Source organism: Delftia lacustris, from assembly GCF_040267515.1.
In the GTDB taxonomy this organism is placed as follows: domain Bacteria; phylum Pseudomonadota; class Gammaproteobacteria; order Burkholderiales; family Burkholderiaceae_C; genus Comamonas; species Comamonas tsuruhatensis.
In genome coordinates, this window is record NZ_CP141274.1 from 6,274,995 (window position 1) to 6,299,177 (window position 24,183).

Genomic DNA, 24,183 nt, shown 5'->3' on the forward strand with positions numbered 1-24,183 from the left:
CCACGGGGCCGCCAGCGTACACCAGCTGTCTGCGCTGCCACCCGCCTGCCCTCCTCCCAGTCCATGCTTGATGTGATCCTGCTCGAAGACGAGCCCGTGCTGCGCCATGAACTGGGCGAGTTCCTCGAATCCCTGGGCTATGCACCGCAGTGCGTGGCCAGCCTGCAGGAGTTCGACCGCCATTTCGATGCGCGGCGCCACCGGCTGGCCATCATCGACATCGGCCTGCCCGACGGCAACGGCCTGGCGCTGATCCAGCGCCTGCGCCAGCAGGGCCAGCAACTGGGCATCATCGTCTTCAGCGCGCTCAACAGCAGCGCCAACCGCATCGACGGCCTGGAGATCGGCGCCGACCACTACCTGGGCAAAGGCTGCGATCTCGACGAGCTGGAAGCCACCCTGGCCGCCCTGGTGCGGCGCCTGGGCCTGCAGCAGCGCCAGGCGCCGTGGCTGCTGCAGCTTGGCCCCAGCCGCCTGCAGCCCCCCGCCTCGCCCCCTGTGGCGCTGTCACACCAGGACCTGCTGGTGCTGCACTGCCTGATGGGCAAGGCAGGGGCCAGCGTCAGCCGCCGCCAGATCGTGCAGGCGCTGGGTGGAGACTATCTGGTCTACGACCAGCGCCGCCTGGACACCCAGATGCGCCGGCTGAGGCGCAAGGTGCAAGAGGCCAGCGGCCAGCAGCTGCCTGTCAAGACGCTGCGCAACAGCGGCTATTGCTTCTATCTGCCGGGTGAAGTGCAGGCCTGAGGGTGGGCCTGAAGGCACCCGGTCCTTGTGGCCCGGCAACCATCAGACGACCGAGCGCACCCAGCGCACGATCTCGCCGGCAGGCAGCGCGCCGGAGACACGGGCGATCTCGCGTCCTTCCTTGAACACCACCATGGTCGGGATGCTACGGATGTTCCAGGGCGCGGCAGCGTGGGGGTGCGCCTCGGTATCGAGCTTGGCCAGCTGCACGCCGGGCGCCAGCGCCTGAGCCGCCTGCTCGAAGGCCGGAGCCATCATGCGGCAGGGGCCGCACCAGGGGGCCCAGAAATCGACCACCACGGGCACCTGGCTGCGCCCCACATGCCTGGCGAAGCTCTGCGCATCCAGCGCCACGGGCTGGCCGGTGACCAGCGGTTGATGGCAGCTGCCGCAATCAGGCGCGCTACCCAGCTGATCGACCGCAATGCGGTTGGTGGTGTGGCAATGGGGGCAGACGAAATGCAGCTTGTCGGACATGGGCGGCCTCTTGTTGGCGAGTCATGGGGGCAATTGCATGCATATACGGGCGCTGCGCCCATGCTTCAAGCCATGCTCAGACCAGCTTGGCGATCAGGGCGGCAATCACGCTGAGCAACACGGTGCTGGCAATGGGCAGAAAAATCACGCGGCCGAACAGGCGAAAGCGGAAGTCGCCCGGCAGGCGGCCCAGGCCTATGCGTTCCAGCCAGGCGTGCAGGCCATTGAACAGCAGCAGGGCCAGAAAGATGACGAGGAGCCAGCGGATCATGGCGCCGAGTGTACGGCGGCGCGGGACCGGGCCATACAGAGTACACCGCGTCATGCACACGACATATGGACTGCCTACATTGCCGCTGTCCCCCCCCTCTTCATCGCCTCCAGGCCGACCACCACGAATTCGCCATGCAACGCAACCGCCGCCTTCTTCTTGCCGCAGCCCTGCCCGCCGCCTTGCTGATGACCGCCTGCGCCAGCGCACCTGCGCCGGCAGCCCGACCCGGCGCCATCGACAACAGCGCCCTGCAGCGCAGCGACTTCCGCGCGCACCAGGCCACCTATGGCCTGGTCTACCGCCTGCCTGCCGATGCCACGGCCATCCTGGACAGCCAGGTCGCACCCGTGGTGCACGAGCAGTTGCTGCGCCTGAAGCTGGTGGCCGAGGCCAACACCTTCAACCTGCCCCATGTCACCGTGGTGCATATCCACAGCGCCGATCCCTCCACGCCGCGCAAGATGCTGGCGGCCCTGCCGGCGCTGCCGCCCGTGCTGCAGGACGTTCACCTGAAGAATTTCTACACCACCGAGGCCGCCAAGGGGGCCGGCAAGCCCTGGTGGCTGGACCTGGGCATCGTCAAGTCGGGCCCGGCCTACGAGGCCATGATGGACTTCAACACCCGCGCCACCGCCGCCATGGCGCCGCTGCGCGACGGCCCGCTGCCGCGCGTGACGGGACCCGTCTATGCCCGCATGAACGACTCGGCCAAGGCCATGGTGCAAAGCGTGGGTGTCAGCGGCATCAACCAGGTGCAGGCCGGCAAGGAGGTGCGCAGCCACAACCCGCACAACACCCTGGTCTACAGCGAAGCCACCTTCACGCCCGAGATCGAGCGTGCCATGGGCGAGACGGCCGCGCGCCTGAACCGCATCCTGCCCGGCGGCTTCACGACCACGTTCGAGAACCTGTCCATCGTGGAGCTGGGTTTCTCGGGCAACGTCACGCGCGAGATCTACCGCATCAACCTCAAGGACCAGACGGCCTACGAGGTGAGCAACGGCCGAAGCGTCCAGCGCTGAGGCCGGGGCAGAGCTCTGGCCGGCGGCTACAGGCGGTGCGTGCGGTCGCCGCGCACAAAGCCCATGGCGTCCCAGGGCTCCACGCCCTTGGCCAGGCCGATGACCTTGAACAGCTCGCCCATCTCGTGCTCCATCATCAGCTTGGTGGCCATGGCGCGCGGGCCCTGGGCCAGTGCGTCGAGCTTGGGGCCCAGGCCGCAGTTGATGAGGAAATGGGCCTGCGAGGTATAGCCCAGCACCTCGAAGCCCGCCTCCTGCGCTGCCACGGCCGTGCCCGTGAAGTTCACATGGGCCGTGATGTCCTTGAGGCCGACATCGGCCAGCGGATCGTCGTCCACCTTGTGCAGCCGGTGGCACACCAGGGTGCCCATGTGGCGCTGCGGGTGGAAATACTCGGATTCGCCAAAGCCGTAGTCGATGAAAAATGCCGCGCCGCGCGCCATGCGCTCGCCCAGCGTGCGAATGAAGGCCTCGCCCTGCGGGTGGATTTCGGTCAGGTAGTCGTGCTCGCCCTCGATGTCCATCGGCGGGCGCAGTGGCGTGGGCCTGTCTTCCCAGCCCAGGCTGCCGTCCGGCTGCAGCACCACGCCGCGCTCATGCCAGACACCTGCCTTGCGCACCAGCAGCTGCACGGGCATGGCATCCAGCACCTCGTTGCCGATGACCACGCCTTCAAGCCTATCGGGCAGGGCATCGGCCCAGTGCACCAGGCTTTCGTACTTCATCAGCCTGAGCTGCTGTCGCGCACGCAGCGTGCCCGACAGGTCGACGATGGTGTAGCGGTCCGGCCGCACGCCCAGGGCCGCCAGCTCGTCCAGCACCTGCAGCGCCAGCGCGCCCGTGCCGGCACCAAACTCCCAGACTTCGCGGGTGTGCGTGCGCTGCAGCGCCTCGGCCACCTGGGCGGCCAGCAGTTGGCCGAAGACCGGGGACATCTCGGGCGCGGTCACGAAATCGCTGCCCGACGATGGCATCAGCCCGAACTTGGCGGTGTCATTGGCGTAGTAGCCCAGGCCCGGCTCGTACAGCGCCAGGGCCATGAAACGGTCGAAAGCCAGCCATCCGCCCGAGGACGCAATCTCTTGCGCAATACGGGTTTGCAGGGCGGCCGTTAAAATTGAGAGTTCTGTCGTCACGATCCGTACATTGTCCTCGAATGTCCTCACCTGCCCGAACACGCACAGTTTTGGTGACCGGCGCGGCCCGCCGCCTGGGGCGCGACATCGCGCTCGCGCTTGCCAGCGCCGGCTGGCAGGTGGCCGTGCACTACCGCGATTCCCACGACGAGGCGCTGGAGACGGCCGCCACCTGCGCTGAACTGGCCGGCGACAGCGCCGCCCTGGATGCCGATTTCTTCAACGAGGACTCGGTGCGCTCCCTGGTGCCGCGTGCCGTTGCGCACTTCGGCCACCTGGACGCCGTGGTCAACAACGCCTCCCTGTTCGAGCATGACGACGCCGGCAGCTTCAGCTACGTGGCCCTGGAAGCCCACCTGCGCAGCAACACCGGCGCGCCCATCCTGCTGGCCCAGGCGCTGCATGCCCATATCGAGGACCGCGTGGCGGCCGGCGAGGAGCATGCCAGCGGCGCCGTGATCAACATGCTGGACCAGAAGCTCTGGAACCAGAACCCCGATTTCCTCAGCTACACGCTGTCCAAGGCAGCGCTTGAGGCCGCCGGCACCATGCTGGCGCTGGCCCTGGCACCGCGCGTGCGCGTGGTCGGCGTGGCCCCGGGCCTGACGCTGACCAGCCACATGCTGAGCCAGGAGCGCTTCGAGGCCCTGCACCGCCTCAGCCCGCTGGGCCGCTCGTCCAGCGCGGCCGACGTGGCCGCCACCGTGTGCTTTGCGCTGGACAACCAGTCCATCACGGGCACCACGCTGCTGGTCGATGGCGGCCAGCACCTGCAGCGCTTCGAGCGCGACTTTTCCATGATGTAGGCGCCTGCCCGCGCCCATCCCCACACTCCACGGCTTTTCCCCATGAACTCCGCCACCGGACAACAGATCCTGACGCTCACGGGTTTGCGTTTCGACGCCAACCTGGGCATCCTCGCCCACGAAAAACAGATGCCCCAGCCCATCCAGGTCGATGCCGAGCTGAGCCTGGGCACCCAACCGCTGGCTCCGCGCGACGACGACATCCTGCATGTGCTGGACTACCGCAAGGTGCGCCAGATCATCATCGATGAATGCACGGCCGAGCATGTGAACCTGCTGGAGAGCCTGATCGGCAAGCTGGCCCAGCGCCTGATGCAGCTGCCCGGCGTGATGGGCGTGCGCGTGAAGATCGCCAAGCTGGAAATCTTTGAAGACTGCGAAGTGGCCATTCGCATCGAAACCGGACAATGGTAGTTGTTTCATGCCCCCATCTGGCGTGATGGCTGTCTGCCGCTGTGGGGGATAGCGACCAAAGACAGATAAATTTTCTTGCAGGTCGATTTTTCAGAATCTTCCCAAATGGCAACCAATCCAATACCAAATAAAATGCCACCATGGATATGCTTACAGATTTCTTAAATGATTTTAATAACGTACTATCTGCCCTGAAAGCATGGTGGCCCGTACTTGCTGTTGCCACATTTCTTGAAATCCTCAAACCTGGGAAGAAATCGCATTGGCCCACCATTCTCTCCAATATTATTTACCTACCACTAGGCTTAGCCATCGGAGCTACGGCTCTCAGCTCCGTTATTCCATTTTTGGAAGCTTATATTCCAACAGATATCCTCCAAGCCAGAAAATGGGCTGACACTCCAATCAGACAAATCCTGCTATGGATTGCATATATCGCATTTTTTGACTTCCTTTACTACTGGCTACATAGAGCACAGCACCAGATTCCATTTCTGTGGCGTTACCACATGGTGCATCACTCGGATGTCAACACATCAGCTACCACAGTAGGACGCCATCACTGGCTTGAAGAGGGTTTTCGATTTTTCATCATCACTGCTCCGCTGATATTCCTGATGGGCGGCACCAAGAATATGCCATTGTGGGTCTCCATATTAATGTCACTCAATGGAATATTCATGCACTGGAATGTATCTTTCAGATTCGGAATGCTGGAAAAAATCATTATCACACCTGCATACCACAGAATTCACCACTCCATTGAAGAGCATCACTACGATAGAAATTTTGGCGTCTTCACTCAGATGTGGGATCGTATTTTCCTCACACGTCACCTTCCTGGCCCAGAAGAGTTTCCGGTCACCGGAATTTCCGGCCTATCCCACATCCGTAGCTGGGCGTTGCTGCTTCCATGGCCCATAGTTCTTAGTGAGCGCAAATCTATTCCTCGAGAAGCAGCAAAACCTCATGAAGCGATTGACTAAAGGATACCCACCATGCTCAATAATCCAGATTTTTCTGACATCGCTACCTCCGATTTAGAGGAACCCAAGAACAGCATCAAGATCGAGCGCGAGCAGATCAAGCTCGAAAAGCGCCTGTGCCGCGAGGTGGGCCGCGCCATCACCGACTTCAACATGATCGAGGAAGGCGACAAGATCATGGTCTGCATGTCGGGTGGCAAGGACAGCTACACGATGCTGGACGTGCTGCGCAAGCTGCAAAAGCGCGCGCCCGTCAAATTCGAGCTGGTGGCCGTGAACCTCGACCAGAAGCAGCCCGGTTTTCCCGACCATGTGCTGCCCGAGTACTTCAAGAGCATCGGCGTGGACTACCACATCGAAACGCAGGACACCTACAGCGTGGTCAAGCGCGTGGTGCCCGAGGGCAAGACCACCTGCGGCCTGTGCTCGCGCCTGCGCCGCGCCATCCTGTACAAGGTGGCCGACGAGCTGGGCTGCACCAAGGTGGCCCTGGGCCACCACCGCGACGACATCGTGCAGACGCTGATGCTCAACATGTTCTACGGCGGCCGCATGAAGGGCATGCCCCCGAAGCTGGTCTCGGACGACGGCAAGCATGTGGTGATCCGCCCGCTGTGCTACGTGCCCGAGAAGGACACCGTGCGCTGGGCCCAGTACCAGAACTTCCCCATCATCCCCTGCAACCTCTGCGGCAGCCAGGACGGCCTGCAGCGCGTGGCCGTGGGCGAGCTGCTGCGCGAGTGGGACAAGAAATTCCCGGGCCGCGTGGAAAGCATGTTCCGCGCCATGGGCCACATCGTGACCACGCACATGATGGATCCCGAGCTGCACGACTTCAAGAACGCCAAGGCCACCGGCATTGCCGACCCCAACGGCGACATGGCCTTCGACCATGAAGAGATGCCAGTGTCCGCATCGCTGCCCGGTCTGCAGGTGGTACAACTGTCGTCCTGACGGCTGAACCTATAACAATCGCCCCACTCCAACCAAGGCCCGTGCAAACGGGCCTTTTTTCGACCAAGGAGTACACCATGAAGCTGCGCTGCATCCATGTCCTGGCCATCGTGGCCACGGCCTTGCTTACGGGCTGCGCCAGCGTGCGCGAAGTCCAGAGCACCGTCCAGAGCTATTCCACGCTGGGCGCCCTGCCCGCGCCGCCCACCTACCGCCTGGAAGTGCTGCCCTCGCAACGCGAGGCGCAGACGCACTTCGCGGCCATCGAGTCCCAGGCCCAGCAGGCCCTGGGCCGCGTGGGCCTGCAGCGCGACGACTCCCGGGCCAGCCTGATCGTGCAGATCGGCGCCGACGCACGCTATGCGCGCGACTACGCCGCCTGGCCCTACTACGACCGCTGGGGCGGCCCGCGCTGGGGTTGGGGCGTGGGCTACGGGCGCGGCTGGGGCATGGGCTTCGGCGGCAGCTTCATGTTCGACGGCCCGCCGCTGGAGTACTACCGCGCCGTCAGCATCGTGATGCGCAACGCCACCACGCAGCAGATCGTCTACGAGACCTCGGCCCAGCGCCAGGATGTGTGGACCGACGACCCGGCCATCTTCGGCATCCTGTTCGACGCCGCGCTCACCGGCTTCCCCAACCCGCCCAAGGGCTCGCGCGTGGTGCGCACCACCATCGGGCCGGTGCAGCAGGGTGGCGCGCCGGCGCAGCAGCCGGCCCAGGGGGCGCCTGCGGCGCAGGCAGCACCGGCCACGCCACCAGCACCCGCCCGGTAAGCCATCGTGTCCTCAGAAGCAAAGGCCTGCATCCGCAGGCCTTTTTTGCATGGTGATGGCGCTTGAAGCAGTGCCTCAGTGCACATGCTCCATATCCGGCACGGCAGCCATCAGCGCGCGCGTGTACGGATGCTGCGGCGCATCGAGCACGGCGCCAGCCTCGCCGGTCTCGACCAGTCGGCCGCGCTGCATGACGCCGATGTCGTCGCACATGTGGCGGATCACGGCCAGGTTGTGGCTGATCAGCAGATAGGTCAGGCCGAACTCCTCCTGCAGGTCGCGCATGAGGTTGAGCACCTGGGCCTGGACCGAGACGTCCAGCGCCGAGGTGGGTTCGTCGCAGATGATGAATTCGGGCCGGCTGGCCAGGGCACGCGCGATGGCGATGCGCTGGCGCTGCCCGCCCGAGAACTGGTGCGGGTACTTGCGCGCATCGTCGGGCTTCATGCGCACGCGGCGCAGCGCCTCCTGCACGCGCTCGGCCGTCTCGTCCTTGCTGGCCGTGAGGGCCAGCACCTGCAGGGGTTCGGCAATCAGCTCCTGCACGGTCCAGCGCGGGTTCAGGCTGGCATACGGGTCCTGGAAGATCATCTGGAAGCGCCGGCGCATGGCCACGGTCTGGGCGGCCGGGCTCCACTTGTCCACGCCGTCGAACAGCACGGTGCCGCTGGTGGGCGGCGTCAGCCCGGCCACCATGCGCGCCACCGTGGATTTGCCCGAACCGGACTCGCCGACCAGGCCGAAGGTGGAGCCCCTGCGGATCGAAAAGCCGACGCCGTCCACGGCCTTGAGGATCTTTTTGTCCTCGCGCGCCAGCAGCCGGGCCAGCCAGCCGCTGGACAGGTCGAACTCCTTGCACAGATCCCTGACCTCCAGCAGGGCAGCCGCGGGCTCCTGCGCTCCGGCCCTGGGCTGCCAGGGCACGGCGGGCGCGGCCGGGCCGCCGCCCACCTCGGGCACGGGCAGGCGCTGCACGCGGTGGTGCACGCTGGGAATGGCGCCCATCAGCACCTGGGTGTAGGGCTGCTGCGGCGCGTCCAGCACCTGGCGCACGGGGCCGGTTTCCAGCACGCGGCCCTGGTACATGACCATGACGCGGTCGGCCGTCTCGGCGATGACGCCCATGTCGTGCGTGATCAGCATGGCGGCCGCGCCGCGCTCCTTGCACACGCGGCGCAGCAGGGCAATGATCTGCGCCTGCACGGACACGTCCAGCGCCGTGGTGGGCTCGTCGGCAATGATGAGTTCGGGCTCGGCGCACAGCGCCAGGGCGATGGCCACGCGCTGGCGCATGCCGCCCGAGAACTGGTGCGGATACTGGGCCATGCGCTCGCGCGCCTGCGGGATCTCCACCTCTTCGAGCAGGGCCAGCGCGCGGGCTTCGGCCTCCTTCTCGGAGACGGGCAGGTGCGTGCGGATGGTCTCCACCAGATGCCGGCCCACGGTATAGACCGGGTTCAGGCTGGTCAGCGGGTCCTGGAAGATGGAGCCTATGCGCCGGCCGCGTATGCGCCGCAGGTCCTCGCCGCGCAGCGTGTCGATGCGCTCGCCGCGCAACTGCACCGTGCCGGCCGAGATGCGGCCCGGCGGCTCGATCAGGCCGATCACGGCGGCGCCCGTCATGGACTTGCCCGCGCCAGACTCGCCGACCACGCCCAGGATCTCGCCGGGCGCAATGTCGAAGGACACATCGTCCAGCACCTGCACGGGGCCCTTGTAGGTGTCGAAGGTGACGGACAGGCCGCGAACGCTCAGCACCGCAGGCTGTGCGGGGGGCTGCCCGGATTCTTGTGTCGTGCTCATTGCAGCTTGGGGTTCAGTGCGTCGCGCAGCCAGTCGCCGACGAGGTTGACGGACAGCGCCAGCGCCAGCAGCACCAGCGAGGGGAACAGCAATATCCACCACTCGCCCGAGAACAGGAAGCCCTGGCCGATGCGGATCAGCGTGCCCAGCGAAGGCTGGGTTGGCGGCAGGCCCACGCCCAGGTAGGACAGCGTGGACTCGGCCACGATGGCATGCGCGAAGCTGATGGTGGCGATCACCAGGATGGGCGCCAGCAGGTTGGGCAGGATGTGGCGCACCAGGATGGCCACGCGGCTGCGGCCTATGAGCTGGGCCGCCAGCACGTAGTCCTTGTGCTTTTCCACCATCACCGCGCCGCGCACGGTGCGTGCGTACTGCACCCAGTCGGACAGGCCGATGGCCACGATGATCACGAAGACCGCCATGTCGTCGCGGTAGCCCTCGGGCAGCAGGCCGCGTGCGATGCCGAAGACCAGCAGCGCCACCAGGATCACGGGAAAGGTCAGCTGCACATCGGCGATGCGCATCATCAGCGTGTCGAACCAGCCGCCCGCATAGCCGCAGACCAGGCCCAGCGGCACGCCGATCAGCAGGGACAGCCCCACGGCCGACACGCCCACCAGCACCGACATGCGCAGCCCGTAGAGGATGGCGCTCCACACATCGCGGCCCTGGTCGTCCGATCCCAGCGCGTACAGCGTGCCGCTGGTGCCCGCCTGGCCCGGCGGCGTGAAGGCGTCCATCAGGTCCAGATTGGCCGGATCGAAGGGGTTCTGCCAGGCCAGCCAGGGCGACAGCAGCGTGGCCGCCACGATCAGCGCCAGCACCAGCGCCGCCGCCTGCACCAGGCGCGAGCGTGCAAAAGCGCGCTTGACCGGCGAGTCGCTGGCGCGCCAGCCCGTGGGAGGGATTGCTTGTTTGGCGGAATCGGTCATCGGTTTCTCAAGCGGGGGTCCACGATCACGTACAGGAAATCGACGAGCAGGTTGATGCCCACGTACAGCAGCGCGATGAACATCAGGTAGGCGGCGATCAGCGGCACGTCCACGCCCTGGATGGAGGAGATGAACAGCAGGCCCACGCCGGGCCACTGGAACACGGTCTCGGTGACGATGGCAAAGGCGATCAGCGAGCCGATCTGCAGGCCCGCGATGGTGATCACGGGAATCAGGGTGTTGCGCAGCGCATGGCCGAAGTACAGGTCGCGCTCGCGCAGCCCGCGCGCGCGGCCGAAGCGCATGTAGTCGGCGCGCAGCACCTCCAGCATCTCGGCGCGCACCAGGCGCATGATCAGCGTCATGTTGTAGAAGCCCAGCGTGATGGCCGGCAGGATCAGCGCCGACCAGCCCGAGGCCGTCAGCAGCCCGGTCTCCCAGCCGCCCAGCTTCACCGTCTCGCCGCGCCCGAAGGACGGCAGCCAGCGCAGCTCCACGGCAAACAGGTAGATCAGGGCGATGCCGATCAGGAAGGTGGGCAGGGACACGCCCACCAGCGACACCGTCATGATCGAGCGGCTCAGCCAGCCCTCGCGCCGTATGGCCGTGTACACGCCCAGCGCCACGCCGATGACCAGGGCGAACAGAGCCGCCGTCATCGCCAGCTCCAGCGTGGCGGGCAGGCGCTCGGCAATGATCTCGGTCACGGGGCGCTTGAGCCGGTAGGAGATGCCCAGGTCGCCCTGCAGCACCTTGCCCACGTAAGCCAGGTACTGCAGCGGCACGGGCTTGTTGAAGCCCAGGCTTTCCGTCAGCGCCTCGCGCTCGGCAACCGTCGCGTCCTCGCCCAGCAGGCTGATCGTGGGATCGCCGATATGGCGGAACACCATGAACGAGACAAAGGAGACGGCCAGCAGGACCAGGGCGGACTGGCCCAGCCGGCGCAGCAGATGGACCAGCATCGGCGCTTACTTCTTCTCGAACTTGACGAACTTGAAGTGCAGCGCGTTGTCCGGGTGCACGGGCACATTGAGCCGGGGCACGGACGCGAAGTGGATCACCTGGTCATGCAGCGCAATGTAGAAGCGCTCCTTTTGCACGGTCTCCCAGATGCTCTTGATGGTGGCATCGCGCTTTGCCTTGTCGCTCTCCGAGGACAGGGACAGGATCTTGGCATCCACATCGGCATTGCTGTAGTGCGTCGCGTTCTGCGCGCCACGGCTGTCCTTGCCGCGCGTATGCACCAGGAAGTCGAAGATGTAGGCCGAGTCGTAGGTGGGCACGCCCCAGCCGTACAGGTAGAAGTCGCTGTCCGCCTTGGTCAGCGAGACGCTGTGCATGGCGATCGGCCGGGCCGAGACTTCGGTCTTGATGCCGATGCGACTCAGGAAACCGGCCACTGCCGTGGCGATGGCCTCGTCGTTCACATAGCGGTCGTTGGGCGTGTTCAGCGTGATGGTGAAGCCGTTGGGGTAGCCCGCCTCGGCCAGCAGTTGCTTGGCCTTGGCGGCATCCGCCTTGGGATAGGCCGCAAAGGCCTTGTCGTAGCCGTTGACGAACGACGGCGCGATCACGCCGGTGGGAATCGACAGGCCGCGCATCACCGAGCGCTTGATCGCATCGCGGTCGATGGCCAGCTCGATGGCCTGGCGCACCTTGGGATCGGCCAGCGGATTCTTGCCCTTGACGTTGCTGCTCTTGAGCTCGGCCGCACCCACGTTCAGGCCCAGGAAGATGGAGCGGTTCTCGGGGCCTTCATTGATACGCAGGCGCTTGTCCTGCTTCAGGCGCGCCACGTCCTGCGCGGGAATGTCCTGGGCGAAATCCACCTCGCCCGACAGCAAGGCCGCCACGCGCGTGGCCGGCGACTTGATGGGCAGGTAGACCAGCTCGGTCACCTGCAGCGGGAACTGGCCCTTGCCCCAATAGTCGGGGTTGAGCTTCATCACCGTCTTCGAATCGACCTCGCGGCTGGCCAGCACATAGGCGCCCGTGCCGTTGGCCGCGCGCGTGGCGCCGTTCTCGGTCTTGCTGGCCGTGTCCTGCGTGGTCTCGGCGCCGTTGGCCTTGGACCACTTCTCGCTCATGATGAAGAGATTGGTCAGGTTGTCGGGGAAGATCAGGTTCGGCCCCTTGGTCTTCACATGCACCGTGAGATCGTCCACGGCCTTGGCCTCCTCCATCGAGGACAGCAGGGACTTGACCTGGGCGTTCTCGCCCTTGGCGCGGTTCAGCGAGAAGACCACGTCGCGCGCCGTGAACGGCGTGCCGTCATGGAACTTGACGTTGGGACGCAGCTTGAACTCCCAGACCGACGGGTCGGAGGTCATCTTCCACGAGGTCGCCAGCGTGGGCACCAGCTTGCCGTCGGCCGAGCGGATGACCAGGGTTTCGTAGATCTGGTGCAGCAGCACGAAATTGGTGCCCACATTGAAGGCATGCGGGTCCAGCGAAGTCGGATCGGAGCCGCGCGCCCAGCGCACGGTCTCGGCCTGGGCCAGCGCGGCCGAGGTCAACAGGCCTGCGGCCAGCAAAGAACTGCCCAGAATCTTCATGATCATTTGTCTGCTCCCCTGTGGATTGATTGGAAAGGCGGCGGCCATGCGACGCAGCAGCCCGGGCGCCGCAAGAAGCGGGCCATATAGGTGCGCCCCACTTTAAATAACTTTTTCAGCTTGTTGAATTGATTTTTATACTTAAAAGCCATTTCCAAATAACAAGACTGCCGCCGCGGCCCGCCAATGGTGTGCGGCCATCATGGACAGGCCAACGGCTTTGACAGCTAGTGAAAACGCGAAAGACCGACACGGCCCGCTCTGGCAAAGGTTTGCAATCGGGCACAGGTCTGCGCCGCACGGCGTGCTAATTTCAGGCCCTGTATCGAGCCTGCGGGTTGCCGCGGAAAGGAAGCATCCATGAAGACATCCATTGCCAGCGCACTGCTGTGCGCCATGCTGGGCCTGGGCGCCCTGCCTGCCCAGGCGTCGGGCCTGGGCGACTCGCTGCGCCAGGCCTCGGGCCTTGGCGGTGACAAGGCCGCCGCCAGCAGCGAAGGCGCCGGCTCCGGCCTCGGCGGCATGCTGGGTGCGGGCGCAGGCGGTGCGGGCGCGCTGTCCGCCCTGGGCCTGAGCCCCTCGGCCACGGCCGGCAATGCGGCAGGCGTCATCTCCTACTGCATGAAGAACAACTACCTCAATGCCGACAAGGCGGCCCAGGTCAAGGACCAGTTGCTGAGCAAGCTGGGCATGCAAAAGCAGGAAGAGCCCAAGGACACGGGATTCCAGAACGGCCTGGGCGGCCTGGTCACCGGCTCCAACGGCAAGAGCTTCAGCATCGACAAGCTCAAGGGCGACCTCAAGGAAAAGGCCTGCGACTTCGTGCTGGACAACGCTAAATCGCTGATCTGACCCCCTGAGCGGCTGCGCCGCTTCCCCCTTCTCGCTTCGCGGAGGGGGACGACGCGCCTTCGGCTGGGCGCCCCCGCCGCGAGGCGGCTCTTGCTCGGCGTCCCTGAGTTGGGCCGCGCCAGTTTCAACGGCGGCGCGCGATGCAGGCTTGCCTGGCTTGCGGGACAATGCCTGCTCCTTTTTGCAGCACCCCACGCCAGCCCCTCATGCAAGCCACGCGCATCATTGCCATCCGCCACGGAGAAACCGCCTGGAATGTGGACGCCCGCATCCAGGGCCATCTGGACATTCCTCTGAACGACCTGGGCCTGTGGCAGGCCGCCCAGGCCGGCAATGCCCTGGCGGGCGAGCCGGTGGCCGCCATCTACAGCAGCGACCTTCTGCGTGCCTATGCCACGGCCGAGGCCGTGGCCGCGACCACGGGCGCATCGCTGACGGCCGACAAGGGCTTGCGCGAGCGATGCTTCGGCAGCTTCGAGGGCCAGACCTTCAACGATATCGAGGCGTCCCACCCGGAGGATGCGCTGCGCTGGCGCAAGCGCGATCCCGAGTTCGTGCCCGCAGGCGGCGGCGAGTCGCTGCTGATGCTGCGCGACCGCATCTCGGCCACGGTGGACCGCCTGGCCGGCCGCCACGCAGGCGAGCAGATCGTGATCGTGGCGCATGGCGGCGTGATGGACGTGCTCTACCGCCTGGCCACGCACCAGGAAGTGCAGGCACCACGCACCTGGGCGCTGGGCAACGCGGCCATCAACCGCCTGCTGTGGACGCCCCAGGGCCTGGGCCTGGTCGGCTGGGGCGATGTGCAGCACCTGGAAGGCGGTGCGCGCGACGAGGTTTTCAGCTGAACGCCCGCACTGCAGCGCAGGCCCTCATTCCACCTGGATATTGGCGGACTTGACGATCTGCGTGTAGCTCGCCTTTTCCTTCTTCAGGAATTGGGCGAACGTGGCCGGCGTGCCCGAGCCGGGCGTGGCGCCGCTGTCCTGCAGGCGCTTGCGGACCTCGGGCAGCTTCAGCACCTCGGCCAGTTCGGCGGCCAGGCGGCTGACCACGGGTTCGGGCGTGCGGGCGGGGGCGAACAGGCCGGTCCAGGCTTCCAGCTCGAAGCCCTTCAAATCAGGAGCCTCCGCAAAGCTCATCACCTCGGGAATCACGTCGATGCGCTGTGCCGAGGTCACGCCCACGCCTTCCAGCTTTTTCTGCTGCACCAGCGGCGTGGCGCCGGTGGTCATCAGAATGCCCAGATCGACCTGGCCGCCCATGACCTCGCTGGTGACCTGTGCCACGCCACGATAGGGCACATGGACCAGGCGGATGCGGGCACGCTCCTGCAGCCGCTCCATGGCCAGGTGCAGCACCGTGCCCACGCCCGGCGTGGCATAGGTCAGCGCGCCGGGCCGGGCGCGGGCCATGCTGATCAGCTCGTTGAGGTTGTGCACGGGCAGGCCAGGGCGGGCCACGATCACCATGGGCGCCACCGAAGTCAGGCCCACGGGAGCCAGATCGCGCTCGGCGTCATAGCGCACGGAGGAGTTCACCAGTTGCGCAATGCTCACCGGCCCGTCAAAGCCCAGCAGCAGCGTGTAGCCATCGGCATGCGAGCGCGCCACCTTGCTCACGCCCAGCACGCCGCCGGAGGCCGGCACGTTGTCCACCACCACCGACTGGCGCAGCCGCGCACCCAGCTTTTCGGCGATCAGCCGCGCCGTGGCGTCCACATCGCTGCCCGCGCCAAAGGGCACGATCAGCGTGATGGGCCCGGCTGCCGGCCAGGGCTTGCCCGCGCCCGGCGCGGCATGGGCGGCGGGTGCAGTAGCAAGGGCCGCAGCCACTGAGGCTGCAGCCGATAGCAGGGAGCGTCGGGACAGGTGCATGGAGCGTGGGCATGCGCGGCGCATGCCGGCGAAGGCGGTGCGGGCTGGCAATGGCCTGCAGGGCAGGGACGGCCAGCGCGTGGAAAGCGGGCGATTCTGCCATAGGGTGCAATTTTCCTGCCACACGCTTGCCACGAAGCCCTATTTATTGCAATCCGTTTCAACCCTTGTGATTCCGTGTCCTAGGGTTCTCGCCTAAGGCGCTGCCCCGCCGCCATGCCCAGAATCGGCTGACCATGCTCTCACCCAGCCAAGTCATTGTCTTCGCCACGCCTGCCTTTTTGCTGCTGATCGCGCTGGAATGGGGCGTGAGCCTGTGGCGCGGGCGCAATGCCTATCGGCTGGCCGACGCCATCAGCTCCATCAGCCTGGGCATGCTCAGCCAGACCAGCGCCGTCTTCACCACGCTGCTGCGCGTGGGCCTGTACACGCTGGCCTTCGAGCACCTGGCGCTGTGGCGCAACGATGCCTTCTGGACCAGCATTCCCGGCTGGCTGCTGGCCCTGCTGTTCTACGACTTCTGCTACTACTGGCTTCACCGCATGGGCCACGAGGTGGCCGTGCTCTGGGCCGCACATGCCGTGCACCACCAGAGCCAGGACTACAACCTGTCGACGGCGCTGCGCCAGACCAGCTCGGGCGCGCTGCTGGGCTGGCTGTTCTACCTTCCCATGGCGCTGGCCGGCGTGCCGCCGCTGGTGTTTGCCATCGTGGGCCTGATCGATCTGCTCTACCAGTTCTGGGTCCATACCGAGCAGGTGCGGCGCCTGGGCTGGTTCGACCGCTGGTTCTGCGCGCCCAGCAACCACCGCGTGCACCACGCCGTCAATGACTGCTACCTGGACAGGAACTACGGCGGCATCCTCATCGTCTGGGACCGCCTGTTCGGCACCTTCAAGCCCGAGGACGACAGCGAGCCCTGTGTCTACGGCACGCGCGGCCTGCTGCAAAGCTGGGATCCGCTGTGGGCCAACGCCGTGGTGTACCGGCAACTCATCCATGACAGCTGGCATGCGCGGCGCTGGGGCGACAAGCTGCGCGTCTGGCTCAAGCCGCCCGGGTGGCGCCCTGCCGACGTGGCGCAGCGCTTTCCCAGGCCGGCCTTCGACCTGGACGCGCACCGCGTGCTCTACGCATCCGACATGCAGCGCAGCCTGCGCTGGTTTGCGGGCCTGCAGTTCGTGGCGCTGATCGCCGGGGTGTCGCTGTTCCTGTGGCATGCCGACCAGTCCTCGACGGCGCGCAATGCACTGTGGTTTGGCGTGCTGCTGGCCTGCCAGTGGGCACTGGGCGCGGCCATGCAGGGGCGCATCAGCCTGTGGGTGGCCCTGGCCATCGAGGCCGGCGCGCTGGCCACCGCCACCAGCGTGCTGGACATGCTGCACTGGCACTGGCTGTTCAAGCCGCTGGCCATGGTCTTTGCGCTGATCGCTGTCATGCAGATGTGGCGCGGCAGCGCGGCGTTCTCGGCGCTGGCGAAACCCGCGCGCGGCGCCTGCTGGCTGGCCGCGGCGCTGGCGGCCTCGATGGCGGGCGACGTGTTCCTGATGCTGCCCGATCTGTTCATCCCGGGCCTGGCCAGCTTCCTGCTCGCCCACCTGGCCTATATCGTGCTGCTGCGCCAGGACGCCCCCTGGTTTGCGCACCGGCCCTCGCTGGCCGCCACGCTGGCCCTGGGCGCGGGCATGTATGCCGTCCTCTGGCAGGGCGGGCTGCCCGCCGCGCTGCGCCTGCCCGTGGCCGCCTATGTGCTGGTCATTGCGCTGATGGCGGCGCAGGCCCTGGGCCGCGCCAGGCACCTGGGCGGCCAGCCCGCCTGGACCGTGGCCATCGGCGCCTGCTTCTTCATGGTCAGCGACTCGCTGCTGGCCATCAACCGCTTCGTGCAGCCTTTCGACGGGGCGCAAGCCGCCGTGCTGTCCACCTACTACGCGGCGCAGTTGCTGATCGTGCAGGGCTGGCTGGCCCGTGGCGCATCGACATCAGGGTTGACCCGAGGCAGCTCGCAAGGCACAATGGCGGGATCGCATTTTCAGGAGTCCTTCCGTGGACAGTGCCAGTTCAACCAGTGACAAACAGCGCGCCGCAATGGCTACGCTTCTGGCTGACTGACCGACTCCTGTGAAGGGAGCGGCCATGTCGGCCGGCTTCCATCCATTGCTGCGTTTCCCCTTGGAATCTTCGCGCCGCCCGGCGCTGCAGTGGCGCTTGGCCTGCATCAGGCACGCCGCTCCTGCACCGAAGATTCCAATGGCTGTTGATCACTGACCGCGTGCCCGTGTGGCTGCCATCGAGCAGCGCCCGGCCCACGCTGCTTGACGGCCCTGCCTACGGCGGTCTTCCTGGTTCGCCAAGGAGAAAGCCATGTCCACACCGTTCGTCCGCCCCGCAATGCAACGCCTGCAGCCTGCCACTGCCGCGCCCTGCCCCGGCGCCACCGGCACGCGCGTGGCGGCCTCCCAGGCAGCAATGCAGGCCAAGGCACAGGCACAGATGCAGGCCCAGGCCCCATCGGCCATGGAGCACGCCATGCACCTGGACCTGCAGACCCACTGGCCCACGCACCGCATCCGCAGCTTTCTGAGCCTGCAGCCGCGCTGAGCGCGCGCCGCAGCCTTGTCCGCCCCATCGTCAGAAAGGAGTTCCCCCATGGACCCCGAGCCGAGTCGATCTTGCCCTGACCCCTCCGATACGGTCCGGCCGCACATGCCTGCGGCCCTTCCGCCCCTTCCCAAGGCCCCGGCCGGGAGGCCCGTGCACGTCCATTGACGGATAGGTGCCGGGCTTCTTTCGGCCGCAACGAAAGAAGCCCGCCATGCAACACGTCATCACCGCACTGCGGACCATGCCCGCAGCCACACCCGCAACAGCACCCGTCTCCACACGCGCCAGCCGCACCTCCCACACCACCCGCGCCAGCACCTTGCAGCTGGCCCTGCAAGCCGCCATTGCGGCACGCCACACTGGGCAACTGCACACCCTGCTGCAGCAACACGGCCCCGATCTCTTCGCCCATTCCCTCGTGGCGCTCACGCAGCGCCAGCAGGCCGACGTTCTGTCCCTGCTGGCGGCGCAGGAGCGCGCCGAGGTCTACCGCCACCTGCCTGCCCATGCGCGGCGCCAATGGCTGCAGTCGGCCACCGTGGCCCGCCCGCCGCTGCGCCGCCGCCTGCTGTGCGCCTGCCAGCGCAACTGGCACTGGCTGCGCGCCACCCTTCGCTCGAGCCAGGCCTGAGCCACCGGGGAGGTCGCCATGAAAAACCTCAAGCACCTGTTCCAGGCCTTTTTGCGCAGCCGCCACGCCCTGGGGCTGTTCCGGCGCAATGCCCTGCCCTCGGGCACAGCCGTGCACCACTCGCGCCCGGTATCGCCGACCCTCACGCGCGAGCTGCTGCGCGCCTCGCGCGATGACATCGCCGCCGTGCTGGCGCGCACCAGCTCCAGCGAGGACGGCCTGACCCGCGAGCAGGCCCGCGGCGCGCTCGCACGTCTCGGCCCCAACGAGGTCGAGCACGAAAAGCCGCTGCCCGGCTGGCTGCACCTGTGGTACTGCTACCGCAATCCCTTCAACCTGCTGCTGACGCTGCTGGCCGTGGTCTCCTACGCCACGGAGGACATGAAGGCCACGGTCGTCATCGCCTCCATGGTGCTGCTGTCCACGCTGCTGCGCTTTGTGCAGGAAGGCCGCTCCAACCGCGCCGCCGCGCGGCTCAAGGCCATGGTCAGCAGCACGGCCACGGTGCTGCGCCGCAATGGCGGCCCACCGGCCCCTGCAGATGCCGACTCCGCAGACGCACCGCACAGCGGCTTCGGCCAGCAGGCGCGCCGCTACGAGGTGCCACTGCGCGAGGTCGTGCCCGGCGATTTCGTGGTGCTGTCGGCCGGGGACATGATTCCTGCCGACTGCCGCGTGCTCAGCGCCAAGGACCTGTTCGTGAGCCAGTCCGCCATGACCGGCGAATCCCTGCCCGTGGAAAAGCGCGCCGACGCCAGTGCATCGAATGGCACCGGCGTGCTGGACGCCAGCAACCTGCTGTTCATGGGCACCAACGTGGTCTCGGGCACGGCGCTGGCCGTGGTGCTGGCCACGGGCAACCGCAGCTATTTCGGCACCATTGCCACGCGGGTGACCTCCAACGACCGCGCGCCCACGGCCTTCGAGACCGGGGTCAACAGCGTCAGCTGGCTGCTGATCCGCTTCGCGGCCGTGATGGTGCCCGTGGTGCTGTTCATCAACGGCTACACCAAGGGCGACTGGGCCGAGGCCTTCCTGTTCGCGCTGTCCGTGGCCGTGGGCCTGACGCCCGAGATGCTGCCCATGATCGTGACCTCCACCCTGGCCAAGGGTGCCGTGGTGCTGTCGCGCCGCAAGGTCGTGGTCAAGCGGCTGGACGCCATCCAGAACTTCGGCGCCATGGACGTGCTGTGCACCGACAAGACCGGCACGCTGACCCAGGACCGCATCGTGCTGGAGCGCCACACCGACGCCTTCGGCCAGCCCTGCGACGAGACGCTGCGCTTCGCCTACCTCAACAGCCACTACCAGACCGGCCTGAAGAACCTGCTCGACCATGCCGTGCTGGAACACGTGGAGCTGCACACCCAGATGCGCCTGGCCGAGGACTACCGCAAGGTCGATGAGATCCCCTTCGACTTCGAGCGCCGCCGCATGTCCGTGGTGGTGGCCGAGCGCGGCCACCACCACGAGCTGATCTGCAAGGGCGCGGTCGAGGAAATCCTGGGCGCCTGCACCCGGCTGCGCGAGGGCGACGGCACGCGCCCGCTGGACGAGGAGCAGCTGGCCCGCGTGCGCCGCGTGACGCGCGAGCTCAACCGCGAGGGCCTGCGCGTGGTCGCCGTGGCCATGAAGGAAGTGCCGCCGCACAAGAGCGACTACGGCGTGGCCGACGAGTCGGAGCTGACCCTGATCGGCTACATCGCCTTCCTGGACCCACCGAAGGAAACCACGGCCGAGGCGCTGGCCGCCCTGGCCGCGCACGGCGTGGCCGTCAAGCTGCTGACCGGCGACAACGAACTGGTGGCCGCCAAGGTCTGCCGCGATGTGGGGCTGCCCGCAGACCACATCGTCCTGGGCACGCAGATCGAGCACATGAACGACGAGATGCTGCGCCAGACGGTGGAGCGGCACCAGCTGTTCGCCCGGCTCACGCCGCTGCACAAGGAGCGCATCGTGCATGCGCTGCGCGCCAACGGCCACATCACCGGCTTCATGGGCGACGGCATCAACGACGCCCCGGCCCTGCGCGCGGCCGACATCGGCATCAGCGTGGACAGCGCCGTGGACATCGCCAAGGAAGCGGCCGACATCATCCTGCTGGAAAAAAGCCTGATGGTGCTGGAGCAGGGCGTGATCGAGGGCCGGCGCACCTTCAGCAACATGCTGAAGTACATCCGCATGACGGCCAGCTCCAACTTCGGCAACGTGTTCTCGGTGATGGTGGCCTCGGCCTTCATCCCCTTCCTGCCCATGCTGCCGCTGCACCTGCTGGTGCAGAACCTGCTGTACGACCTCTCGCAGATCGCCATCCCCTTCGACAACGTGGACGACGAACTGGTGCGCCAGCCGCTGCGCTGGAACCCGGCCGACCTGGGCCGCTTCATGGTGTTCTTCGGGCCCATCAGCTCGCTGTTCGACATCCTGACCTTCGCGCTGATGTGGTTCGTCTTCGCCGCCAACACGCCCGGACAGCAGACGCTGTTCCAGTCGGGCTGGTTCGTCATCGGGCTGCTCACGCAGACGCTGATCGTGCACATGATCCGCACGCCCAGGATCCCCTTCCTGCAAAGCCGCCCGTCCTGGCCGCTGCTGCTGGCCACGGCGGCCGTGATGGCGGCCGGCATCTTCCTGCCGATGGGGCCCCTGGCCGGCTACTTCAAGCTGCAGGCGCTGCCGGCGGCCTACTTCCCGTGGATGATTGCCATATTGCTGGGCTACGCTTGCCTGGCCACGCTGCTCAAGCGCGTCTACATCCGCCGCTACGGCTGGCAGTGACGCACCCTTCAGCGCCTCTTTCAACGCCCCTTCAACCCATTCACCAGGAAAGCCCGGAACCCCATGCAGGCCCTGCAGAACCTCAACCCCGGCGCCATGCTGGACACCTTCGTCAGCCTGACCACGGCCTTCGTGTTCGGCGCCCTCATCGGCCTGGAGCGCCAGGTGCGCCAGCGCACGGCGGGGCTGCGCACCAACACCCTGGTCGCCGTGGGCGCGGCCGTCTTCGTGGATCTGGCCGTGCGCCTGGGCGGGGCCGAGGGCGCCACGCGCGTGGTGGCCTACGTGGTCTCGGGCGTGGGCTTCCTGGGTGCGGGCGCCATCATGAAGGAAGGGGCCAACATCACCGGGCTGAACACGGCGGCCACGCTGTGGGGCTCGGCCGCCGTGGGCGCCTGCGCGGGCGCCAGCCTGGTGGCCGAGGCCGGCCTGGCCACGCTGTTCGTGCTGGCCAGCAACACCTTGCTGCGCCCCGTGGTCAACCGCATCAACCGCCGCCCGGTGGATGACGAATCCACGGAGTCGACCTACTACGTCTACGCCATCTGCCACCGCGGCGCCCAGGGCGATGTGCGCGAGCAGATGCTGGAGCTGCTGGAGAACGCCAGCTACCCCGTGCGAGGCGTGGAAACCCATGCCTTCGGCCCGCAGGACACCGAGATCGAGGCCATGCTCTACGCCACCTCGGTGGACTCCGACGAGCTGGACCGCGTGATCGCCGCCATCGAGGCCCTGCCCGGCGTGCTGCAGGCCTTCTGGAACGCCGGCACGGAGGAATGAGCCTGCGTCAGCTGGCGTCGTCGCCCGGCACGGGAAGGCCCAGGTGGCGGTACGCCGCCTGGGTCGCCATGCGCCCGCGCGGCGTGCGCTGCAAAAAGCCCTGCTGGATCAGGTAGGGCTCGATCACATCCTCGATGGTGCCCGCCTCCTCGCCGATGCTGGCCGCGATGTTGTCCAGGCCCACGGGGCCGCCGTCGAAGCGGTGCACCACGGCCTCCAGCAGCTTGCGGTCCATGATGTCGAAGCCCTGGGGATCGACATCGAGCATGGCCAGCGCACGGTCGGCCAACTCGCGCGTGATGCTGCCGTCGCCGCGCACATCGGCATAGTCGCGCACGCGGCGCAGCAGGCGGTTGGCAATGCGCGGCGTGCCGCGCGAGCGGCGCGCGATCTCGAAGGCGCCCTCGTCATCGATGGGCGCGTTCAACAGGCCTGCACTGCGCCGCACGATGCGCGCCAGCTCCTCGGCCGTATAGAACTCCAGCCGCGCCACGATGCCGAAGCGGTCGCGCAGCGGGTTGGTCAGCATGCCCGCGCGCGTGGTCGCGCCCACCAGCGTGAACGGCTGCAGGTCCAGCTTGATGGAGCGCGCCGCCGGCCCCTCGCCGATCATGATGTCGATCTGGTAGTCCTCCAGCGCCGGGTAGAGGATTTCCTCGACCACGGGCGACAGGCGGTGGATCTCGTCGATGAACAGCACATCGTTGGCTTCGAGGTTGGTCAGCAGCGCCGCCAGGTCCTTGGGCTTTTCCAGCACCGGGCCGCTGGTCTGGCGCAGGTTCACGCCCAGCTCGGCCGCGATGATGTGCGACAGCGTGGTCTTGCCCAGGCCCGGCGGGCCGAACAGCAGCACATGGTCCAGCGCCTCGCTGCGCTTTCGGGCCGCGCCGATGAAGATCTCCAGCTGCTCGCGCGCCTTGGCCTGGCCCACGTACTCCTGCAGCAGCTTGGGGCGCAGGGCGCGCTCCATGGCCTCTTCCCCGCGCGAGACCGGCGCTGCCGAAATCATGCGCGGCTTTTCCGGTGCCTTGTCGGGCGCGAAACCGCCCTGCGGAAAGCCGCCCTGCCCGAAATCGTCGGTATGGATGCTCATGCGCCGCTCACTTGGCCAGCGCCTTCAGCGCCAGCTTGATGCCTTCGGTCACGCCCACGTCGGGCGGCAGCTTCTTGAGCGCGGCGGCCGCATCCTTGTCGGAATAGCCCAGCGCCATCAGCGCCTGCACGATGTCGTTCTGGTCGTTGTTCACGAACAGCGACTGCGCGCCCGTATCGGCGCCGATCTTGCCCTTGAGCTCCAGCAGCAGGCGCTCGGCCGTCTTCTTGCCGATGCCCGGCACCTTGACCAGGCGGCCCACCTCCTGCAGCGTCACGGCCTGGGCCAGGTCCTCCACGCTCATGCCGCTGAGCACCGACAGCGCCATGCGCGGGCCGATGCCGGTGATCTTGATCAGCTCGCGGAACGCCTGGCGCTCGCTGTGCGTGCCAAAGCCGTACAGAAGCTGCGCATCCTCGCGCACCACGAAGTGCGTCAGCAGGCTGACCCTGGCCCCGCTGGCCGGCAGGTTGTAGAAGGTGCTCATGGGCACCTGCACCTCGTAGCCCACGCCGCCGCAGTCCACCAGCACCTCGGGCGGGTTTTTTTCCAGCAGCGTTCCTGTCAATTTGCCTATCATTGGTGTCCTTTGCCGCCCCAGGGGCGGCTTTTCATGCCCGTCCGCAACCGAACGCCGGCCCATTCACAGGGTATGGCACCACGCCCTCGCGCTGGCCGCCGCC

Annotated in this window: 24 protein-coding genes; 14 read left to right on the forward strand and 10 right to left on the reverse strand. The window is 66.8% G+C overall.

Annotation, left to right across the window (positions count from 1 at the left end; translation table 11 throughout):
• Window positions 1-63 precede the first annotated feature (63 nt).
• Window positions 64-747, forward strand: coding sequence for a response regulator transcription factor (locus U6958_RS30140; RefSeq protein WP_016446511.1), 684 nt, complete (start codon window positions 64-66; stop codon window positions 745-747).
• A gap of 42 nt (window positions 748-789) precedes the next feature.
• Here the strand turns inward: U6958_RS30140 and trxC are convergent, their stop codons facing one another.
• Together trxC and U6958_RS30150 are read right to left on the reverse strand one after the other, a co-directional pair.
• Window positions 790-1,224, reverse strand: a complete 435-nt coding sequence (gene trxC, locus U6958_RS30145; protein ID WP_016451857.1) for a thioredoxin TrxC — start codon at window positions 1,222-1,224, stop codon at window positions 790-792.
• A gap of 76 nt (window positions 1,225-1,300) precedes the next feature.
• Window positions 1,301-1,495: a DUF2905 domain-containing protein gene (locus U6958_RS30150; RefSeq protein WP_012203183.1), complete on the reverse strand. Its 195-nt coding sequence runs from the start codon at window positions 1,493-1,495 to the stop codon at window positions 1,301-1,303.
• Between the two features lie 134 nt (window positions 1,496-1,629).
• Here U6958_RS30150 and U6958_RS30155 point away from each other — a divergent pair, with 134 nt between their 5' ends.
• Window positions 1,630-2,520: a hypothetical protein gene (locus tag U6958_RS30155; protein WP_017406438.1), complete on the forward strand. Its 891-nt coding sequence runs from the start codon at window positions 1,630-1,632 to the stop codon at window positions 2,518-2,520.
• Window positions 2,521-2,546: 26 nt separating this feature from the next.
• Here U6958_RS30155 and U6958_RS30160 read toward each other — a convergent pair whose 3' ends face one another.
• Window positions 2,547-3,560 (reverse strand): class I SAM-dependent methyltransferase, encoded by a 1,014-nt coding sequence (locus U6958_RS30160; protein ID WP_047471723.1) that lies wholly within the window; start codon window positions 3,558-3,560, stop codon window positions 2,547-2,549.
• A 116-nt stretch (window positions 3,561-3,676) separates the two neighbouring features.
• On the opposite strand from U6958_RS30160, the gene U6958_RS30165 reads away from it, so the two are divergent.
• From U6958_RS30165 to U6958_RS30185, 5 genes are all read left to right on the forward strand, one after another.
• The gene (locus U6958_RS30165) at window positions 3,677-4,462 is read left to right on the forward strand and encodes an SDR family oxidoreductase (protein ID WP_016446515.1); all 786 of its coding nucleotides are present in this window, start codon (window positions 3,677-3,679) and stop codon (window positions 4,460-4,462) included.
• Between the two features lie 42 nt (window positions 4,463-4,504).
• Window positions 4,505-4,876, forward strand: coding sequence for a dihydroneopterin aldolase (locus U6958_RS30170; protein WP_074920563.1), 372 nt, complete (start codon window positions 4,505-4,507; stop codon window positions 4,874-4,876).
• Between the two features lie 140 nt (window positions 4,877-5,016).
• Window positions 5,017-5,862 (forward strand): sterol desaturase family protein, encoded by an 846-nt coding sequence (locus U6958_RS30175; protein WP_083393551.1) that lies wholly within the window; start codon window positions 5,017-5,019, stop codon window positions 5,860-5,862.
• 12 nt (window positions 5,863-5,874) lie between these two features.
• Window positions 5,875-6,816, forward strand: a complete 942-nt coding sequence (gene ttcA, locus U6958_RS30180; protein ID WP_074920569.1) for a tRNA 2-thiocytidine(32) synthetase TtcA — start codon at window positions 5,875-5,877, stop codon at window positions 6,814-6,816.
• A gap of 77 nt (window positions 6,817-6,893) precedes the next feature.
• Window positions 6,894-7,592 carry a DUF4136 domain-containing protein gene (locus U6958_RS30185; protein ID WP_043789896.1) on the forward strand — a complete coding sequence of 233 codons (699 nt, stop codon included), beginning with the start codon at window positions 6,894-6,896 and terminating at the stop codon, window positions 7,590-7,592.
• Between the two features lie 75 nt (window positions 7,593-7,667).
• Here U6958_RS30185 and U6958_RS30190 read toward each other — a convergent pair whose 3' ends face one another.
• Genes U6958_RS30190 through U6958_RS30205 form a run of 4 tightly spaced genes read right to left on the reverse strand, consistent with a single transcriptional unit; the run spans window position 7,668 to window position 12,891 of the window.
• Window positions 7,668-9,395, reverse strand: coding sequence for an ABC transporter ATP-binding protein (locus U6958_RS30190; RefSeq protein ID WP_074920571.1), 1,728 nt, complete (start codon window positions 9,393-9,395; stop codon window positions 7,668-7,670).
• Complete coding sequence (locus U6958_RS30195) at window positions 9,392-10,330, reverse strand: ABC transporter permease (RefSeq protein WP_012203172.1); 939 nt, start codon at window positions 10,328-10,330, stop codon at window positions 9,392-9,394. Before U6958_RS30195 ends, U6958_RS30190 begins: the two co-directional genes overlap by 4 nt.
• Window positions 10,327-11,292 (reverse strand): ABC transporter permease, encoded by a 966-nt coding sequence (locus tag U6958_RS30200; protein WP_016446522.1) that lies wholly within the window; start codon window positions 11,290-11,292, stop codon window positions 10,327-10,329. Before U6958_RS30200 ends, U6958_RS30195 begins: the two co-directional genes overlap by 4 nt.
• Window positions 11,293-11,298: 6 nt before the next feature.
• On the reverse strand, window positions 11,299-12,891 hold the full coding sequence (locus U6958_RS30205) for an ABC transporter substrate-binding protein (protein ID WP_074920575.1): 1,593 nt from the start codon (window positions 12,889-12,891) through the stop codon (window positions 11,299-11,301).
• A 354-nt stretch (window positions 12,892-13,245) separates the two neighbouring features.
• On the opposite strand from U6958_RS30205, the gene U6958_RS30210 reads away from it, so the two are divergent.
• Together U6958_RS30210 and U6958_RS30215 are read left to right on the forward strand one after the other, a co-directional pair.
• The gene (locus U6958_RS30210) at window positions 13,246-13,737 is read left to right on the forward strand and encodes a DUF2501 domain-containing protein (protein WP_074920577.1); all 492 of its coding nucleotides are present in this window, start codon (window positions 13,246-13,248) and stop codon (window positions 13,735-13,737) included.
• Between the two features lie 206 nt (window positions 13,738-13,943).
• Window positions 13,944-14,585, forward strand: coding sequence for a histidine phosphatase family protein (locus U6958_RS30215; RefSeq protein WP_074920579.1), 642 nt, complete (start codon window positions 13,944-13,946; stop codon window positions 14,583-14,585).
• A gap of 24 nt (window positions 14,586-14,609) precedes the next feature.
• On the opposite strand, the gene U6958_RS30220 is transcribed toward U6958_RS30215, so the two are convergent.
• Window positions 14,610-15,614 (reverse strand): tripartite tricarboxylate transporter substrate binding protein, encoded by a 1,005-nt coding sequence (locus U6958_RS30220; RefSeq protein WP_016446526.1) that lies wholly within the window; start codon window positions 15,612-15,614, stop codon window positions 14,610-14,612.
• Window positions 15,615-15,850: 236 nt separating this feature from the next.
• On the opposite strand from U6958_RS30220, the gene U6958_RS30225 reads away from it, so the two are divergent.
• The 5 genes from U6958_RS30225 to U6958_RS30245 all read left to right on the forward strand — a co-directional run bounded on the left by U6958_RS30225 (window position 15,851) and on the right by U6958_RS30245 (window position 22,407).
• Window positions 15,851-17,686, forward strand: a complete 1,836-nt coding sequence (locus tag U6958_RS30225) for a lysoplasmalogenase family protein (RefSeq protein ID WP_074920581.1) — start codon at window positions 15,851-15,853, stop codon at window positions 17,684-17,686.
• 292 nt (window positions 17,687-17,978) lie between these two features.
• Window positions 17,979-18,215 (forward strand): hypothetical protein, encoded by a 237-nt coding sequence (locus tag U6958_RS30230; RefSeq protein ID WP_012203161.1) that lies wholly within the window; start codon window positions 17,979-17,981, stop codon window positions 18,213-18,215.
• Between the two features lie 214 nt (window positions 18,216-18,429).
• On the forward strand, window positions 18,430-18,849 hold the full coding sequence (locus tag U6958_RS30235; RefSeq protein ID WP_034367374.1) for a hypothetical protein: 420 nt from the start codon (window positions 18,430-18,432) through the stop codon (window positions 18,847-18,849).
• Window positions 18,850-18,867: 18 nt separating this feature from the next.
• Window positions 18,868-21,627, forward strand: a complete 2,760-nt coding sequence (gene mgtA, locus U6958_RS30240; protein WP_074920583.1) for a magnesium-translocating P-type ATPase — start codon at window positions 18,868-18,870, stop codon at window positions 21,625-21,627.
• A gap of 63 nt (window positions 21,628-21,690) precedes the next feature.
• The gene (locus U6958_RS30245) at window positions 21,691-22,407 is read left to right on the forward strand and encodes an MgtC/SapB family protein (RefSeq protein WP_012203158.1); all 717 of its coding nucleotides are present in this window, start codon (window positions 21,691-21,693) and stop codon (window positions 22,405-22,407) included.
• A gap of 7 nt (window positions 22,408-22,414) precedes the next feature.
• Here U6958_RS30245 and ruvB read toward each other — a convergent pair whose 3' ends face one another.
• Window positions 22,415-23,500, reverse strand: coding sequence for a Holliday junction branch migration DNA helicase RuvB (ruvB, locus tag U6958_RS30250; protein ID WP_016451874.1), 1,086 nt, complete (start codon window positions 23,498-23,500; stop codon window positions 22,415-22,417).
• Between the two features lie 7 nt (window positions 23,501-23,507).
• Window positions 23,508-24,080: a Holliday junction branch migration protein RuvA gene (gene ruvA / locus U6958_RS30255; protein WP_016446532.1), complete on the reverse strand. Its 573-nt coding sequence runs from the start codon at window positions 24,078-24,080 to the stop codon at window positions 23,508-23,510.
• Between the last annotated feature and the right edge of the window lie 103 nt (window positions 24,081-24,183).

Bases quoted from the DNA above. Each gene is read 5' to 3' on its own strand.
- U6958_RS30140 (WP_016446511.1), top strand. From the start codon at position 64: ATGCTTGATGTGATCCTGCTCGAAGACGAGCCCGTGCTGCGCCATGAA.
- trxC (WP_016451857.1), bottom strand. From the start codon at position 1,224: ATGTCCGACAAGCTGCATTTCGTCTGCCCCCATTGCCACACCACCAAC.
- U6958_RS30150 (WP_012203183.1), bottom strand. From the start codon at position 1,495: ATGATCCGCTGGCTCCTCGTCATCTTTCTGGCCCTGCTGCTGTTCAAT.
- U6958_RS30155 (WP_017406438.1), top strand. From the start codon at position 1,630: ATGCAACGCAACCGCCGCCTTCTTCTTGCCGCAGCCCTGCCCGCCGCC.
- U6958_RS30160 (WP_047471723.1), bottom strand. From the start codon at position 3,560: ATGGCCCTGGCGCTGTACGAGCCGGGCCTGGGCTACTACGCCAATGAC.
- U6958_RS30165 (WP_016446515.1), top strand. From the start codon at position 3,677: ATGTCCTCACCTGCCCGAACACGCACAGTTTTGGTGACCGGCGCGGCC.
- U6958_RS30170 (WP_074920563.1), top strand. From the start codon at position 4,505: ATGAACTCCGCCACCGGACAACAGATCCTGACGCTCACGGGTTTGCGT.
- U6958_RS30175 (WP_083393551.1), top strand. From the start codon at position 5,017: ATGGATATGCTTACAGATTTCTTAAATGATTTTAATAACGTACTATCT.
- ttcA (WP_074920569.1), top strand. From the start codon at position 5,875: ATGCTCAATAATCCAGATTTTTCTGACATCGCTACCTCCGATTTAGAG.
- U6958_RS30185 (WP_043789896.1), top strand. From the start codon at position 6,894: ATGAAGCTGCGCTGCATCCATGTCCTGGCCATCGTGGCCACGGCCTTG.
- U6958_RS30190 (WP_074920571.1), bottom strand. From the start codon at position 9,395: ATGAGCACGACACAAGAATCCGGGCAGCCCCCCGCACAGCCTGCGGTG.
- U6958_RS30195 (WP_012203172.1), bottom strand. From the start codon at position 10,330: ATGACCGATTCCGCCAAACAAGCAATCCCTCCCACGGGCTGGCGCGCC.
- U6958_RS30200 (WP_016446522.1), bottom strand. From the start codon at position 11,292: ATGCTGGTCCATCTGCTGCGCCGGCTGGGCCAGTCCGCCCTGGTCCTG.
- U6958_RS30205 (WP_074920575.1), bottom strand. From the start codon at position 12,891: ATGATCATGAAGATTCTGGGCAGTTCTTTGCTGGCCGCAGGCCTGTTG.
- U6958_RS30210 (WP_074920577.1), top strand. From the start codon at position 13,246: ATGAAGACATCCATTGCCAGCGCACTGCTGTGCGCCATGCTGGGCCTG.
- U6958_RS30215 (WP_074920579.1), top strand. From the start codon at position 13,944: ATGCAAGCCACGCGCATCATTGCCATCCGCCACGGAGAAACCGCCTGG.
- U6958_RS30220 (WP_016446526.1), bottom strand. From the start codon at position 15,614: ATGCACCTGTCCCGACGCTCCCTGCTATCGGCTGCAGCCTCAGTGGCT.
- U6958_RS30225 (WP_074920581.1), top strand. From the start codon at position 15,851: ATGCTCTCACCCAGCCAAGTCATTGTCTTCGCCACGCCTGCCTTTTTG.
- U6958_RS30230 (WP_012203161.1), top strand. From the start codon at position 17,979: ATGTCCACACCGTTCGTCCGCCCCGCAATGCAACGCCTGCAGCCTGCC.
- U6958_RS30235 (WP_034367374.1), top strand. From the start codon at position 18,430: ATGCAACACGTCATCACCGCACTGCGGACCATGCCCGCAGCCACACCC.
- mgtA (WP_074920583.1), top strand. From the start codon at position 18,868: ATGAAAAACCTCAAGCACCTGTTCCAGGCCTTTTTGCGCAGCCGCCAC.
- U6958_RS30245 (WP_012203158.1), top strand. From the start codon at position 21,691: ATGCAGGCCCTGCAGAACCTCAACCCCGGCGCCATGCTGGACACCTTC.
- ruvB (WP_016451874.1), bottom strand. From the start codon at position 23,500: ATGAGCATCCATACCGACGATTTCGGGCAGGGCGGCTTTCCGCAGGGC.
- ruvA (WP_016446532.1), bottom strand. From the start codon at position 24,080: ATGATAGGCAAATTGACAGGAACGCTGCTGGAAAAAAACCCGCCCGAG.